The sequence below is a fragment of the Bacillus sp. JNUCC-22 genome (assembly GCF_018861275.1).
GTDB classification, from domain to species: domain Bacteria; phylum Bacillota; class Bacilli; order Bacillales; family Bacillaceae; genus Bacillus; species Bacillus velezensis.
On sequence record NZ_CP076408.1, the window covers coordinates 1,853,954 to 1,869,851 of the forward strand.

Sequence of the window (15,898 nt, forward strand, 5' to 3'; positions counted from 1 at the left end):
CTTACACGTAATCAAATACCGGCTCTTCTGCCTGATCTGAATATGTGACTGACAAATCGTGATTATCAAAGTACCATAAGTCGCTTTCTTCAATAAAAAAGGTAATGCCTTCAACTTCCGTGCTGGTGCCGATGTTCATCGGCCGGTCTTTTAAAATGCCGAGAGAAAAGCCTTTCTGAACGTTGCTGCATCCCCCGTAACGGACAAAGAAACGGACATGGTCGCCTGTTTCCAGATCGAGCTCTTCTTTGTACCAATCCAGCGCGCCTTTCGTTACTTTCATGTTCATCCGGAACACTCCCTTTTTGTTTCTCATATAAAGAAATTATCTCTATTATAAACGCATATGGCATTTTGATGTCAAAATTGAAGTTTCATCAAAACCATTTGATCTTCGGTTCTGTTTTGTTTATAATCCGTTTGATGTTTGCCCTGTGTCTGTAGATAACAAACGCGGTTAAGAGCGTCACTACGACTAATAAATAAGGGTCTTTTACAAACAGACAGTAAATAATCGTATAAATCCCTGTTAACATTGAAGACAGAGAAACAAATTTCGTAAGGAATAAAAATACGAAAAATACTGCAACCATCGTAACGAATAACAGCGGAGCATAAAACAGCAGGACGCCCCCTGATGTGGCTACGGCTTTGCCTCCCTTAAACTTTGCGAACACGGGGAATACATGGCCGATTACTGCTGCCACCCCTGCGAGAAGAGGATGAATGGGGACGTGCAGTAAATATGGGAGCGCCGCGGCCAAGGTGCCTTTTAAAATATCGGCTGCGATGACAACAGATCCCGCTTTAACGCCAAGCGTGCGAAAAGCATTTGTAGCGCCCAAATTGCCGCTTCCGTGTTCTCTAATATCGATCCCTTTCGCAAGTTTGCCTACGATTAAACCTGACGGGATGCTGCCTATTACATAGGCCAAAATAATCAATAAAGCAATCAACATCTACATTTCTCCTTTTCAATGTCCCTTCACTCTATTTTAACACGAGTTGTTACCGTCTGATGACAAGTTTTTTGAGAATTAAGCTGACAAAGCGCTTTTTTTGATTCCGGCGAAGCGGTCATGTACAATATATCAAAAGGAGATGGTAAAGATGCAAAATCCTTCAAAATCAGAGATTAAAGAAATCCTGGACCGGAGCAAACGGATCGCAGTCGTCGGGCTGTCAGACCGTCCCGACCGGACTTCTTACATGGTTTCCAAAGCGATGCAGGATGAAGGGTATGAAATTATTCCCGTCAATCCAACGATTGATGAGGCGCTTGGCGTTAAAGCCGTCGCTTCATTAAAAGACGTGGAGGGACCGATTGATATCGTGAATGTGTTCAGACGCTCTGAGCAGCTTCCCGGCGTCGCTGAAGAATTTTTACAGACGGACGCTCCCGTTTTTTGGGCGCAGCAGGGCCTTGCAAATGAAGAAGCGTATCGCATGATTACAGACAAAGGACGGACGGCTGTTATGGATTTATGTATAAAAGTCGCCCGCGCTGTTATAAAATAGGAACAAAAAAGGCAAAAATCCTTGGCAAATCAGGGGTTTTTGCTTTTTTATTGAAAGAATACTCTTTGCGTATGATGATGAAACAGATACAATAAAGCATGAACAGCTTTTTTAGAAACCCCTTTATACAGGGGTTTACAGTCTGTTTGCGATGGCCGGCATAAAGCTATATAATAGAAAGCGAACTCATGTTCTTATTCGCTGAAAAGGGCACCAGAAAGATGAAAAGCCGTTCGAATGTATGTCTTGCGGCCTAAAAAACGAGCCATTCGCTTAAATATGTTGCGAAATCAAGCATATTGGTTATAATTGTGAGTCCGAGGAGAATTGGACCGAAGCTTGCGCATACTGAAAAACAAAGACATGAAAACATTTAAAAAAGAAAATGATTAAGAGCAGGTTTTTTGAAAGGGGTTTGTACGTTTGGCTAGAAAACAGCAATTTGATTACAACGAAGATGCCATACAGGTGCTTGAAGGCCTGGAAGCCGTCAGAAAACGACCGGGAATGTACATCGGTTCGACGGACGCACGCGGCCTGCACCATCTGGTATATGAGATCGTCGACAATTCCGTCGATGAAGTTCTTGCCGGCTACGGAGATCATATTATCGTAACGATACATAAGGACAACAGCATCTCCGTACAGGACAGAGGACGCGGAATGCCGACCGGGATGCATAAGCTCGGAAAGCCGACGCCGGAAGTTATTTTCACCGTGCTGCATGCCGGGGGGAAATTCGGACAGGGCGGCTATAAAACAAGCGGCGGTCTGCATGGTGTCGGTGCATCTGTCGTAAACGCATTATCGGAGTGGCTGACGGTTACTATTGAGCGTGACGGATATGTGTATAAACAGCGGTTTGAAAACGGCGGCAAGCCCGTGACTTCACTTGAAAAAATCGGAACGACCAAAAAAACAGGAACGCTTACCCATTTTAAACCTGATCCGTCAATGTTCAGCGCAACGGTTTATAATTTTGACACGCTGTCAGAACGTCTGCGCGAATCGGCTTTCTTGTTAAAAGGTTTGAAAATAGAATTAATTGATGAACGGAACGGCGTAAAAGAAGTATTTTATTATGAGAACGGAATTGAAGCATTTGTCGCTTATCTAAACGAGGAAAAAGACGCTTTATGCGAAGTGGTTTCCTTTGAAGGCGAGCATCATGACATTGAAGTCGATTTCGCGTTTCAGTTTAATGACGGGTATTCAGAAAATATGCTGTCATTCGTTAATAACGTCAGAACAAAGGACGGCGGCACCCACGAATCAGGAGCCAAAACGGCAATGACAAGAGCGTTTAACGAGTACGCGCGAAAGGTCGCCCTTTTAAAAGAGAAAGACAAGAACCTTGAAGGCGCCGATATCAGGGAAGGTTTGTCCGCAATCATTTCCGTGCGTATCCCGGAGGAACTGCTGCAATTTGAAGGCCAGACGAAAGGGAAGCTTGGCACAAGTGAGGCGAGATCCGCCGCGGATGCCGTCATTTCCGAGAATCTTGCTTATTTCCTGGAAGAAAACCGCGATACAGCAACCCTGCTTGTCAAAAAAGCGATTAAAGCAAGCCAGGCCCGTGAAGCGGCCCGTAAAGCGAGAGAAGAAGCGAGAAGCGGCAAAAAGCGCAAAAAATCAGAAGCGACGCTGAGCGGAAAACTCACACCGGCCGGTTCCAGAAATCCGGCGAAGAATGAATTGTATCTGGTGGAGGGAGACTCTGCGGGAGGTTCTGCAAAACAGGGAAGAGACCGGAAATTCCAAGCCGTGCTGCCCCTTCGCGGAAAGGTCATCAACACAGAGAAAGCAAAGCTTGCAGACATCTTCAAAAATGAAGAAATCAATACGATTATTCATGCGATCGGAGGCGGTGTCGGCGCAGATTTTGAGATAGACGACATCAATTATGACAAGATCATCATCATGACGGACGCGGATACCGACGGCGCGCACATTCAAGTCTTGCTGTTAACGTTTTTCTACCGCTATATGAAACCTTTAATCGAGCACGGAAAAGTCTTCATCGCCCTTCCGCCTCTTTACAAAGTGAGCAAAGGAAGCGGTAAGAAAGAGATTATTGAATATGCTTGGTCCGACGAAGAAATGGACGGCGTTTTAAAGAAAGTCGGCAAAGGGTATACCATCCAGCGCTATAAAGGGTTGGGAGAAATGAACGCAGACCAGCTCTGGGAAACGACGATGAATCCCGAATCGCGAACGCTCGTCAGAGTCAAGATCGACGATGCGGCACGGGTAGAACGCCGTGTAACGACATTAATGGGAGACAAAGTAGAACCGAGAAGAAAATGGATTGAAAAAAATGTTGCCTTCGGATTAGATGAGGAAAGCAATATTTTAGAAAATGAAAACTTGTCGGTCGCTGAGGAGGTTTAATAGTGGCACAGCCAGAATTATTTCATGATTTACCGTTAGAAGAAGTAATCGGCGACCGTTTCGGACGCTACAGTAAATACATTATTCAAGACAGGGCGCTGCCCGACGCTCGTGACGGTTTAAAGCCGGTGCAGCGGAGAATTTTATACGCCATGCACGCGGACGGAAATACATTCGATAAAAATTTCCGTAAAGCGGCGAAAACGGTCGGAAACGTTATCGGTAATTATCATCCGCACGGTGACAGCTCTGTTTATGAAGCGATGGTGCGGATGAGCCAGGATTGGAAAGTGCGGAATGTGCTGATTGAGATGCACGGCAACAATGGAAGCATTGACGGTGATCCGCCGGCTGCCATGCGTTATACGGAAGCGAGATTGTCTTCTATCGCGTCAGAGCTTTTGCGTGACATCGATAAAAATACGGTTGAATTCGTTCCGAACTTTGATGACACTAGTAAAGAACCGGTTGTTTTGCCCGCCATGTTCCCTAACTTGCTTGTCAACGGATCAACCGGAATTTCAGCGGGCTATGCGACTGATATTCCCCCTCATCATCTGGGTGAGGTCATTGATGCCGTCATTAAACGGATTGAATCTCCGGATTGCACCGTCGATGACTTGATGCAGGTGATTAAAGGGCCTGACTTTCCGACAGGAGGCATTATTCAAGGAGTCGACGGCATTCGGAAGGCTTATGAAACCGGGAAAGGCAAAATTATTATCCGCGGCAAGGCTGAAGTGGAATCCGTAAGAGGCGGACGGGAGCAGATCGTCATTACAGAAATTCCGTTTGAAGTAAACAAAGCCAATCTCGTAAAGAAAATGGACGAATACCGCATAGACAAAAAAGTCGAAGGCATTTCTGAAGTCCGGGATGAAACTGACCGCACGGGGCTTCGGGTGGTCGTTGAGTTAAAGAAAGAAGCCGATGCAAAAGGCATCCTGAATTTCTTATATAAAAACACTGATCTGCAGACAACATATAACTTTAATATGGTCGCCATACATAACCGCCGGCCGATGCTGATGAGTCTTACGGCCATCCTGGATGCGTATATTTCCCATCAGAAGGAAGTGGTGACAAACCGCTCCGTCTTTGAATTGCAAAAAGCAAAAGAGCGGCACCACATCGTTGAAGGATTGATGAAGGCACTGTCTGTGTTAGATGAGGTCATAGCCGTCATCCGGGCAAGCAGCGACAAGAAAGATGCGAAGCAAAACTTAATGTCTAAATTCGCATTTACGGAGCCGCAGGCCGAAGCGATCGTATCCTTGCAGCTGTATCGTCTGACAAACACGGATATTACGGCGCTAAAAGAGGAGGCGGAAGATCTCAGCAAGAAAATTCAGGAGCTCGAAGCCATTTTAAGTCATGATAAAAAGCTGTTAAAAGTCATTACAAGCAGCCTGAAAAAATTGAAAAAGACCTATGCTGACAGCAGACGGTCTGTCATTGAAGAAAAGATTGAGGAAATTAAAATCAATCTTGAAGTCATGGTTGCCTCTGAGGACGTATATGTGACAGTCACAAAAGACGGCTATGTAAAACGAACAAGCCAGCGGTCATTTGCCGCTTCTAACGGCCAGGATTTCGGTATGAAGGATACTGACAGGCTGATTCACCAATTTGAAATGAATACAACGGATGTTCTCCTGCTCTTTACCAATAAGGGAAGCTATGTTTATTGTCCGGTTCACCAGCTTCCTGATATCAGGTGGAAAGACATGGGGCAGCACGTAACGAACATCATCACGATTGACCGTGATGAAACCATCGTGAAAGCTATACCGGTAAAAGAATTTGATCCATCTTCATATTTATTGTTTATGACGAAAAACGGCATGGTGAAAAGAACTGAAATGACGCATTACAAAGCGCAGCGTTACTCGAAAGCGCTTGTTGCCCTTAACCTTAAAGGGGACGACGAGCTGATTGATGTTCATGTCACAGACGGCGGCAGCCAGCTGTTTATCGCCACCCGCCTCGGGTACGGCTTATGGTTCGGTGAAGATGAAGTAAATGTAGTCGGTGCCCGTGCGGCCGGCGTAAAGGGCATAAATTTAAAAGACGGTGATACCGTCGTATCAGGACAAATCCTGCATGAGACAGATTCGCTTATCCTCGTCACACAGCGGGGAGCAATCAAGCGGATGAACCTATCTGAATTCGAAAAAACATCCAGAGCGAAGCGCGGTGTCATCATGCTGCGTGAGCTTAAAAAGAACCCGCATCGCGCAGTCGGCGTATTCGCGTGCGCTTTGGCCGACATGATCGCTGCGGAAACAGAAAAAGGCGAGAGAATCGAAATCGCCGTGAAGTCCTTGCGGGCGAATGACCGATACAGCAACGGTTCCTTCTTTACCGATGAAGATGAGACAGGGCCGGTAACAGATGTATGGCGTATCCCCGCGTCTGATGTTTAAGAGTAAAAATAAAATAAAAAAACCTCCGCTCATTGAGCGGAGGTTTTACTATTTAGCTTTCATGGTTGCCGAATAAGTCAGTGATAGCGTGAATGACTTCGATTCCCTGCCATACAAATAAATTCAATGCCGTGAATGAAAACAACCCTAAAATCACCATTCGTAAGATAAACAACATGTTTAACAACCTCCTCATTTTATGTTACATAGATAGGCGATGTTCAACATGAAGCTCATCGAAATACGAGGACTGATAAAATTTAGCGATTAAAAAGCTTTTCTTTCGCTGTCTTCTCCGGGAAGCGGGGCGTCTCCTGTCTGATATCACGATCAGTGAGACAGAAGCGGCAAAAAGCGCCGTCAAGATATAAGAGCCCGTCAGCGATTTTTTCTCATCATCAGCATTTTGGCCGGCCTTCATTTCGTGCATTTCCTGCTGGTCGGCTACCGCTTTAAAATGATGAGCAGTATCAAACGCATGGGGAATGGAGAGCAAATGAAAGCTTGCAATCGCTAAAAATAAAATAGAAGCTTTTAAAAACAAGATTTTTTTCAAATGTTCTCCCCCTTCATAAGTCTGAATATTTTTATTATAATACCCTAATTTAAATGTAAAGTAAACATATTTATTAAATTTAAAAAATTATTATCCTGGTTAAGTATATACCATTCCATCCATCTTTTCATCTCTTTTTTCTTAAAGGCCTATTTGTTATGATATGCACGCATTCCTTATGACGTGACAACATTTTTCGGGCTGTAAGATAAAAAACGGGGCATGACAGCAAAAGACGTGATGAAGAAACCGAAACATTTTCTTAAAAAAACTTCTCAACCACTGTTGTTGTGATATAATAATACTCGTTGTGTTAAAAGATCTAACATATGCAGCAAAAATGACAGTAAAAGATATGTAAAAGGGAGGTTAAACATGGAGGCTTTCATCAGTGAAATCATAAATGTTCCAAATGATTTTATTTGGAAGTATCTTGTTTATATTTTAGTCGGGATCGGATTGTACTTTACGTTCCGTTTTCGCTTTATTCAATTCCAATACTTTATTGAAATGTTCAGAATCGTCGGGGAGAAGCCGCAAGGAAATAAAGGAGTGTCTTCAATGCAGGCATTCTTTATCTCAGCCGCTTCTCGTGTAGGAACCGGAAACTTGACCGGCGTCGCGCTGGCGATTGCAACAGGCGGTCCCGGCGCAGTATTTTGGATGTGGATCGTAGCGATTGTCGGTATGGCTTCCAGCTTTGTGGAAAGTACCTTGGCGCAGCTGTATAAAGTGCGTTCCGGTGACGAATTCCGCGGCGGTCCGGCATATTACATGGCAAAGGGACTGGGCGCCCGCTGGCTCGGTATTTTATTCGCCGTATTGATTACCGTTTCTTTCGGACTTATCTTTAACGCCGTGCAGTCAAATACGATTTCTGTCGCGTTTGACGAAGCATTCCATGTGAATAAAACAGTTATCGCAATCATTTTAGCTGTATTAACGGCTTTCATTATATTCGGCGGTCTGAAACGTGTTGTTTCCGTTTCGCAATTAATCGTTCCGGTCATGGCGGGTATGTATATTCTGATCGCGCTGTATGTCGTGATTGTAAATATTACGGCGGTACCTGAGCTGTTTGTTACGATTGTGAAAAATGCGTTCGGTCTTGAACAGATCGTCGGCGGAAGCTTAGGAAGCATCATTATTATCGGAGCGCAGCGCGGCCTGTTTTCTAACGAAGCGGGTATGGGAAGCGCGCCGAATGCCGCAGCGGCTGCACATGTGTCGCATCCGGCTAAGCAGGGATTAATTCAGACGCTCGGCGTGTTTTTTGATACATTTATCGTTTGTACATCGACTGCTTTTATCATTTTATTGTACAGCTTTACGCCTAAAGGCGACGGCATCCAAGTGACACAAGCCGCACTGCAGCACCACCTCGGCGGCTGGGCCCCGACATTTATTGCGATTGCGATGTTTTTATTCGCATTCAGCTCTGTCGTAGGCAACTATTACTATGGTGAAACGAATATTGAATTTATTAAAACAAGCAAAACATGGCTTAATATTTACCGCGTATTCGTTGTAGTAATGGTGGTATACGGATGTTTGGCTGACTTCCAGATCGTCTGGGACATGGCAAACTTGTTTATGGGACTGTTGGCTCTCATTAACTTAGTGGCAATCTTACTGCTGAGTAATGTAGCCTACAAGATCTATAAGGATTATGCCGCTCAGCGCAAAAAAGGTCTTGATCCCGTATTCAAAGCCGAGAATACTCCGGAGCTCAAGCATATTGAAACATGGGCGGAAGAAGAAGGTACAAGCCCCGAACGTAAGACTGCTAACTAAGGAAACATGTATACAATTTTCAAAAAACCCCTACATTTTGTTGTGAGGGGTTTTTTTATGTGAAAAACCGGGTTATTTTTACCGAAAATAGATTTTTTGAATTTACTGTATTTTTCTCTTGCGTGTGTAAGGGTTTTCATATAAAGTTTTACTAAACCGGTTTACCAAACCGATTTAGTCTTAAAAGAAAGGAGTATTGATGTGGCTTCTGATTATGGCATTTTTACGATCGGTGATGCGATGATCACCTTAAATCCCGCAAGCACAGGGCCTTTGCGTTTTGTTACCCATTTTGAACGAAAAGCAGGAGGAGCTGAACTGAATTTTGCGATTGCATGCGCCAGGTTGAATCTGCACTCAAAGTGGGTCAGCAGACTGGGGAAGGATGAGTTCGGCAGAGTGATTTATCAGTTTGCCAGAGGAGAAGGAATTGATGTGACTGACGTCTCCTATGTTGAAGGCTTTCCTACATCTTTAAATGTCAAAGAGATCAGAAATGACGGTTCAGGCAAGACGTTTTATTACCGTTTCAATTCACCAATTCTGACTCTTGCACCGGAAGATATAACAGAGAATATGTTTGACGGCATTCACATCGTTCATCTTACCGGTGTGTTCCTCGCGCTTGATAAGAAAAACCTTGAAATTGCTGAAAGGGTGCTTTCCATCGCCAAAGCAAGAAAGATTCCCGTATCTTTTGATCCGAATATCAGGCTGAAGCTGTGGACGATTGAGGAGGCGCGTGCGGCATTTCATCAAATCTTTCCGCATACTGATATTCTTCTGGCGGGCCGGGACGAAATGAAACAGCTGACAGGTATAGGGGAAAATGAAGCATTAGCCCGGTTTGCAGAGACCTATTCAATCAGTCAGCTTGTCATAAAAGACGGTGAAGCAGGTTCTGCGCTGTATCATGATCATAAGTGGGTTCACAAAGAGGCTTTCCCGGTTGCGCCTGTTGACACGGTAGGAGCGGGTGACGGCTTTAATGCCGGCTACCTGTACAGTTATCTGCATGGTTTTGAACCGGAAAAACGTCTGGAGTTTGCCAATGCGGTCGGTGCGCTCGTCACCACAGTTTCCGGTGACAATGAAGGGCTTCCCTATCTAGAAGAGGTTCTGTCATTTGTAAACAAAGAGACTGTGATTGAACGGTAGCAAGCACAACTTAAAAAGCGGGTGAGAAAATGAAAGCGGTTCTAGTACGGAAAGCATTTGATCTGGTGGTGACGGAATGTGAGAAACCGTCTGTTGTCCATGCGGATGATGTTCTTGTCAAGGTGAAGCGGGTCGGAATTTGCGGATCAGATTTGCATATTTATCATGGGACAAATCCGTTAGCGTCCCTGCCGAGAGTAATCGGACATGAAGTCACAGGGGAAGTCGCAAAGACCGGTTCTCATGTCCGGCGTTTCAAGCCAGGTGACCGGGTAGTGGTTGAACCGATATCTTATTGCGGAACATGCTATGCCTGCCGGAAAGGACGTCCGAACGTCTGCAAAGCGCTTTCGGTGTTCGGCGTTCATGAAGATGGCGGGATGCGGGAATATATCGTGGTTCCGGAAAAGCAGCTGCATGCCGTTTCGCCCGATCTGCCCTGGGAGGAAGCGGTCATGGCAGAACCATATACGATCGGCGCCCAGGCCGTTTGGAGAGGCCGAGTCGAGAAGGAAGATACCGTTTTGATTCAGGGAGCGGGACCGATCGGAATCTGCATATTAAAAATGGCAAAGTTCAAAGGCGCTTCCGTCATGATAACCGACTTGAATGAGGAACGCTTGGTATTCGCTGAAAAAAACGGTGCGGACGTTACCGTCAACGCGCAAAAAGAAGATCCCGTTTTGCGGGTGAACGAATGGACAAAAAATGAAGGCGCCAATGTCGTCATTGATGCCGTCTGTCTCCCCTCAACGTTTGAAACGTCCATTGACGCGGTTTCTCCGGCCGGTCATGTGGTTGTGCTTGGTTTTGATGAGAGGACTGCCGGCATTTCTCAGCTTCCGATCACAAAAAAGGAAGTCACGATAACCGGTTCAAGATTGCAGACGAATCAGTTTCCGTACATTACAGACTTACTGAATAAAGGCCTGTTAACGCACGGCGGTCTTATTACACATACATTTTCAGCAGATGACGTCCATCAAGCATTTCAGTTGATCGAACAGCACCCGGGCAAGGCGGGAAAAGCAATCATTACGTTTGATTAAAGGAGGAGCGAGAATGCTGCCTAGGTACGCCATTTACGAAAAACTTCTGCATGCACAAGTGGTGGCTGTCATAAGGGGACAAAACAGCCAAGAGGCGCTTGAAGTTTCAAAAGCGGCCATTTCAGGAGGTATCAGCGCCATTGAGCTTACATACACAACCCCTGAAGTGGAAGAAGTCTTTAAGGAACTCCGGCATCAAGATATTCTTCTTGGAGCCGGTTCTGTAATGGATACAGAAACGGCGAGACACGCCATTTTATCAGGCGCCTCATTTATCGTCAGCTCTCATTTTGTAAAAGAGATAGCGTCTCTATGCAACCAGTACAGCGTACCGTATCTTCCGGGATGCATGAGCGTGTCTGATATGGCTTTGGCGCTCGAAGCCGGATGTGATGTGGTAAAGCTGTTCCCCGCTAATTCGTTTGACCCTTCATTTATCAAGTCGGTCAACGGCCCTCTGCCGAATGTCCGCATTATGCCGACCGGGGGTATCTCATTAAACAGCATGAATGACTGGCTCTCTGCCGGAGCGGTCGCGGTCGGTGTGGGAAGCGACTTGACAAAAGCATATCAAAAGGGCGGCTATGAAGCTGCCGTATCCCTCAGCAAAGAATACGTCTGCCGAAAAAACGAATATACGGGGGTGTAACATGAATATCACGTTTCGCTGGTACGGCCAAGGTAATGATACGGTGACTCTTGAACATGTCAGACAAATTCCCGGGGTCAAAGGCATCGTCTGGGCTCTTCACCAGAAGCCCGCGGGCGAAGTATGGGAAAAGGAGGACATTGAGGCGGAAGTCAGATACATTCAATCCTATGGGTTTCATGCAGAGGTCGTGGAAAGCGTGAATGTTCATGAAGCCATTAAACTCGGTCATGAAGAACGCGGACAATATATTGAGCACTATAAACAGACCATTCGCAATCTGTCCGAATTCGGCGTGAAAGTCATCTGTTACAATTTCATGCCGATATTTGACTGGACGCGTACCGATATGTTCCGCGCGCTGGAAGATGGGTCAACCGCTTTGTTTTTTGAAAAAGCGAAAGTGGAAAGTCTCCCTCCGGAGGAACTGATCCGCACGGTTGAAAAATCTTCTGATTTGACGATTCCCGGGTGGGAACCGGAGAAAATGGCCCGGATCAAGGAACTGTTTGAGGCCTATCAAACGGTCGGTGAAAAACAGCTTTGGGCCAATCTAGAATTTTTTTTACATGAAATCCTTCCTGTAGCGGAGGAACACGGCATTCAAATGGCCATTCATCCGGATGATCCGCCCTGGTCAATTTTTGGCCTGCCCCGTATTATCACCGGTGAGAAAAGTTATGAAAAGCTGCGAGAGATTTCAGATTCACCCGCCAACTGTATTACGTTGTGCACGGGTTCGATGGGAGCGGATCCCGCCAATGATATGGTGAAGATCGCCAAACACTATGCGGGAGTTGCGCCGTTTGCCCATATACGAAATGTGAAAATCTGCGATAACGGTGATTTTACGGAAACTTCGCATCTTACCAGTGATGGGTCCATTGATATTACCGGTGTGGTAAAAGAATTGCACGGCCAAGACTATAAAGGATATGTACGGCCTGATCACGGCCGTCATATCTGGGGCGAACAATGCCGGCCGGGTTATGGTTTATATGATCGTGCTTTAGGAATTATGTACTTGAACGGGCTGTGGGATGCGTTCTCGTCTCATGAGAAAGGGGTGAAGGGATGAGACCGATTCATGAACGTTTATCAGGAAGAACCGCTGTCATAACAGGCGGGAGCGGTGTTCTCTGTTCAGCAATGGCAAAGGAGCTTTCAAGGCAGGGGATGAAAATTGCGATCGTCAGCCGGAATGCTGATAAAGCAGAGCGTGCGGCGAACGAGATTGCTGATGCTGGAGGAACCGCGGTTTCTGTACCGGCTGATGTTTCAGCCCGTGATTCGCTCGAAAAGGCAAAAGACGAGATTATCAGCCGGTTCGGTTCTGTCAATCTTTTAATTAACGGAGCCGGGGGAAACCACCCTGATGCGATCACTGCCAGCGAGACGTATGAAGAGGATGAGCAGGGCACATCATTTTTTGATATGGACGAAACGGGGTTTTCCAGCGTATTTTCAACCAACTTTACCGGTGCATTTCTGGCATCGCAAGTGTTTGGAAAAGACCTTTTGAAGGCGGAATGTCCCGCGATTATTAATATTTCTTCTATGAGTGCGTATACACCGATGACAAAGGTGCCCGCCTACAGCGCGGCCAAGGCGGCGATTCAGAATTTTACGATGTGGATGGCTGTTCATTTCGCAAAAAAAGGGCTGCGGGTGAATGCCATCGCTCCGGGTTTCTTTTTGACAGCGCAAAACCGTGGGTTGTTATTACAGGAAGATGGAAGTCTGACAGACCGATCCAATAAGATTATGGCACATACACCGATGAAACGTTTCGGGAAACCGGAAGACCTTCTGGGAACGCTCCTGTGGCTTTCGGATGATTCATGCTCGGGCTTTGTCACCGGGGTCACCGTTCCCGTCGACGGAGGTTTTATGGCTTATTCCGGAGTGTGACAGAATCCATGTCCCTGTCAGATTGTAAACCATTTACTTCTGACTTATACTAGTGAAAAATGAAGGCAGACGGGGATGAGTCTATGAAAACCATTACAATTTCTGATGTGGCGAAATATGCAAACGTATCTAAAAGCACCGTATCTCAATTTTTAAATCAGCGCTATGACTATATGAGCGAGAAAACGAAACAAAAAATAGAAGCGGCCATTCAAGAGCTGAACTATCAGCCGAATTTCGTTGCCCGCAGCTTAAAACAGAAATCAACATTTACAGTAGGTGTGGTGGTGGCTAATATTCTTCACACTTTTTCCACTCAGGTCATCAGGGCGGTGGAAGACTATTTTCATGAACAAGGATTTCATATTATTGTCTGCAATGCGGATGATGAACCGGAAAAAGAAAAGAAATATATTGAAATGCTGCGGGCTAAGCAGGTGGACGGAATTATTATTTTTCCGACGGGCGAAAATCTCTCTTTATATGAAAAGATGAAACGCGATACGTTTCCGGTCGTGTTTATGGACAGAACCATTGAAGAACTCGGAATTCCGACAGTGATGCTTGATAACCATCATGCAGCCGGTCTTGCCGTTGACCGGTTTATCGAAAGCGGCATTAAGAGAATCGCGATTATTACGACGTCTATTATTCGGGAAATCAGTCCGAGGGTAGAAAGGATTGAAGGGTATAAGAAGGCGCTTGACCGCCACGGTATGATGGTGCGGGACGAATATATCAAAACAGCCGATGCAGCTGATATTTCCAATGTTTTGTCAGAGCTGTTCTCACTTGAGGAGCCTCCGAAAGCGATATTGGCGGCAAACGATATCGTTCTTGTTGAGGTGCTGAAGTATATGAAGGAGCATGATATGGCAATTCCGGATAAGGCAGCCGTCATCGGAATTGATGAAGTTCCTTTTGCTGGTTTTTTTACTCCTCCGATTACGACGATCATCCAGCCTGCGGCAGAAATGGCGCGAAAAGCGGGAAGCCTTCTTCTTCGCCAGATACAAGAAAAAGGTGGCGGTGAAAAACGGATTCACCGCTATAAACCGGCGCTGCTCGCAAGGCAATCCGGATAACCGGTTTCATTGCATAAATCGGTTTACTCCGGCAATTTAAATGTCTGAATATTATGAAATGAGAGGGGGATTTTATGTTCTCAAAAGATAGATTCCCTATTATTCTTCTTTTATTTTCAGCCGGGGTGATTAACTATTTAGACCGCTCAGCGCTGTCTATTGCAGCGCCGTTCATACAGCAGGATCTCACATTGTCGGCAACCCAAATGGGGCTGATTTTCAGCAGTTTTTCTGTCGGATACGCTGTGTTTAACTTTCTCGGCGGTGTTGCATCTGACCGGTATGGGGCTAAATTGACATTGTGTACGGCGATGATCGTTTGGTCTCTTTTCAGCGGAGCGGTTGCGCTTGCTTTCGGATTTGTAAGTCTATTGATTATCCGTGTTTTATTCGGTATGGGGGAGGGGCCGCTGTCGGCTGCCATAAGCAAAATGGTCAACAATTGGTTTCCTCCGTCTCAGCGCGCCACGGTCATTGGCCTGACAAACAGCGGCACGCCGCTCGGCGGGGCGATTTCCGGCCCGATTGTCGGGATGATTGCTGTGGCGTTCAGCTGGAAAGTTTCCTTTGTCCTGATCATGATCATCGGTTTAGTCTGGGCGGTCATCTGGTTTAAATTTGTCAAAGAACGGCCGGCGCCGACGGAAGACGCCCCGGCAATGAAAGCGGAGATTCAACCGCATGAGCAGCATATCCCGATGACCTTTTATTTGAAACAAAAAACGATTCTCTTCACGGCTTTTGCCTTTTTCGCCTACAACTACATTTTATTTTTCTTCTTAACATGGTTTCCGAGCTATCTGGTGAAAGAACGCGGTTTAAGTGTTGAATTTATGAGCGTGGTGACTGTTATTCCTTGGATTCTTGGATTTATCGGTTTGGCGGCAGGCGGAATGATTTCCGATTATGTATTCAAAAAAACCGCCGGAAAAGGGGTTTTGTTCTCACGGAAAGTCATTCTTGTCACTTGTCTGTTCGCTTCCGCTGTACTGATCGGATTTGCCGGACTTGTTACCACTACCGTAAGTGCCGTTATTCTCGTTGCTTTATCAGTTTTCTTTTTATATATAACGGGCTCTATCTATTGGGCGGTGATTCATGATGTGGTTGATCAAAGGAATGTCGGGTCAGTCGGCGGCTTTATGCATTTTCTTGCAAACACGGCCGGTATTATCGGGCCTGCCTTAACCGGCTTTATCGCGGACAAAAGCGGATCATTCTCGGGGGCGTTTTTGCTTGCAGGCGGATTAGCCGTTTTGGCCTCGGCTGCGGTAATCCGTTTCGTGCGTCCGATTATCATTCAACCCGCTTCTGAAGATAAAAAAGACACGATACCTTATTCATAAGTCATCAAAGTCACT

15 protein-coding genes are annotated in these 15,898 nt (G+C 45.8%); 11 read left to right on the forward strand and 4 right to left on the reverse strand.

Annotated elements, in window-relative coordinates:
• Window position 1: 1 nt before the first annotated feature.
• Window positions 2-289 carry a HesB/YadR/YfhF family protein gene (locus JNUCC22_RS09080; RefSeq protein ID WP_007410318.1) on the reverse strand — a complete coding sequence of 96 codons (288 nt, stop codon included), beginning with the start codon at window positions 287-289 and terminating at the stop codon, window positions 2-4.
• A gap of 88 nt (window positions 290-377) precedes the next feature.
• Window positions 378-959, reverse strand: a complete 582-nt coding sequence (gene plsY, locus JNUCC22_RS09085) for a glycerol-3-phosphate 1-O-acyltransferase PlsY (RefSeq protein ID WP_007410317.1) — start codon at window positions 957-959, stop codon at window positions 378-380.
• Window positions 960-1,110: 151 nt separating this feature from the next.
• Here plsY and JNUCC22_RS09090 point away from each other — a divergent pair, with 151 nt between their 5' ends.
• The 3 genes from JNUCC22_RS09090 to parC all read left to right on the forward strand — a co-directional run bounded on the left by JNUCC22_RS09090 (window position 1,111) and on the right by parC (window position 6,335).
• On the forward strand, window positions 1,111-1,518 hold the full coding sequence (locus JNUCC22_RS09090; RefSeq protein WP_007410316.1) for a CoA-binding protein: 408 nt from the start codon (window positions 1,111-1,113) through the stop codon (window positions 1,516-1,518).
• 423 nt (window positions 1,519-1,941) lie between these two features.
• Window positions 1,942-3,909 (forward strand): DNA topoisomerase IV subunit B, encoded by a 1,968-nt coding sequence (gene parE, locus JNUCC22_RS09095; protein WP_007611767.1) that lies wholly within the window; start codon window positions 1,942-1,944, stop codon window positions 3,907-3,909.
• A gap of 2 nt (window positions 3,910-3,911) precedes the next feature.
• Window positions 3,912-6,335, forward strand: coding sequence for a DNA topoisomerase IV subunit A (gene parC, locus JNUCC22_RS09100; protein WP_216062283.1), 2,424 nt, complete (start codon window positions 3,912-3,914; stop codon window positions 6,333-6,335).
• Window positions 6,336-6,387: 52 nt separating this feature from the next.
• Here parC and JNUCC22_RS19625 read toward each other — a convergent pair whose 3' ends face one another.
• A complete protein-coding gene (locus JNUCC22_RS19625; RefSeq protein ID WP_007410313.1) occupies window positions 6,388-6,513 on the reverse strand; it encodes a hypothetical protein in 126 nt (41 codons plus the stop codon).
• A gap of 24 nt (window positions 6,514-6,537) precedes the next feature.
• The gene (locus JNUCC22_RS09105; protein ID WP_216062284.1) at window positions 6,538-6,891 is read right to left on the reverse strand and encodes a hypothetical protein; all 354 of its coding nucleotides are present in this window, start codon (window positions 6,889-6,891) and stop codon (window positions 6,538-6,540) included.
• Between the two features lie 375 nt (window positions 6,892-7,266).
• Here JNUCC22_RS09105 and JNUCC22_RS09110 point away from each other — a divergent pair, with 375 nt between their 5' ends.
• From JNUCC22_RS09110 to JNUCC22_RS09145, 8 genes are all read left to right on the forward strand, one after another.
• Entirely contained in the window at window positions 7,267-8,685 is a 1,419-nt protein-coding gene (locus JNUCC22_RS09110; protein ID WP_007410311.1) for an alanine/glycine:cation symporter family protein, read from the forward strand.
• Between the two features lie 201 nt (window positions 8,686-8,886).
• Window positions 8,887-9,843 carry a sugar kinase gene (locus JNUCC22_RS09115; protein ID WP_032875057.1) on the forward strand — a complete coding sequence of 319 codons (957 nt, stop codon included), beginning with the start codon at window positions 8,887-8,889 and terminating at the stop codon, window positions 9,841-9,843.
• Window positions 9,844-9,872: 29 nt separating this feature from the next.
• Window positions 9,873-10,892, forward strand: coding sequence for a zinc-binding alcohol dehydrogenase family protein (locus JNUCC22_RS09120; RefSeq protein WP_216062285.1), 1,020 nt, complete (start codon window positions 9,873-9,875; stop codon window positions 10,890-10,892).
• Window positions 10,893-10,905: 13 nt separating this feature from the next.
• Entirely contained in the window at window positions 10,906-11,541 is a 636-nt protein-coding gene (locus JNUCC22_RS09125; RefSeq protein ID WP_216062286.1) for a bifunctional 2-keto-4-hydroxyglutarate aldolase/2-keto-3-deoxy-6-phosphogluconate aldolase, read from the forward strand.
• 1 nt (window position 11,542) lies between these two features.
• A complete protein-coding gene (gene uxuA / locus JNUCC22_RS09130; RefSeq protein WP_040238102.1) occupies window positions 11,543-12,619 on the forward strand; it encodes a mannonate dehydratase in 1,077 nt (358 codons plus the stop codon).
• Window positions 12,616-13,452, forward strand: a complete 837-nt coding sequence (locus JNUCC22_RS09135; protein ID WP_040238100.1) for an SDR family oxidoreductase — start codon at window positions 12,616-12,618, stop codon at window positions 13,450-13,452. The genes uxuA and JNUCC22_RS09135 overlap by 4 nt, the downstream gene beginning before the upstream one ends.
• A gap of 83 nt (window positions 13,453-13,535) precedes the next feature.
• Window positions 13,536-14,537 (forward strand): substrate-binding domain-containing protein, encoded by a 1,002-nt coding sequence (locus JNUCC22_RS09140; protein ID WP_064107352.1) that lies wholly within the window; start codon window positions 13,536-13,538, stop codon window positions 14,535-14,537.
• Between the two features lie 74 nt (window positions 14,538-14,611).
• Window positions 14,612-15,883: an MFS transporter gene (locus tag JNUCC22_RS09145; RefSeq protein WP_216062287.1), complete on the forward strand. Its 1,272-nt coding sequence runs from the start codon at window positions 14,612-14,614 to the stop codon at window positions 15,881-15,883.
• The last annotated feature ends 15 nt before the right edge of the window (window positions 15,884-15,898 follow it).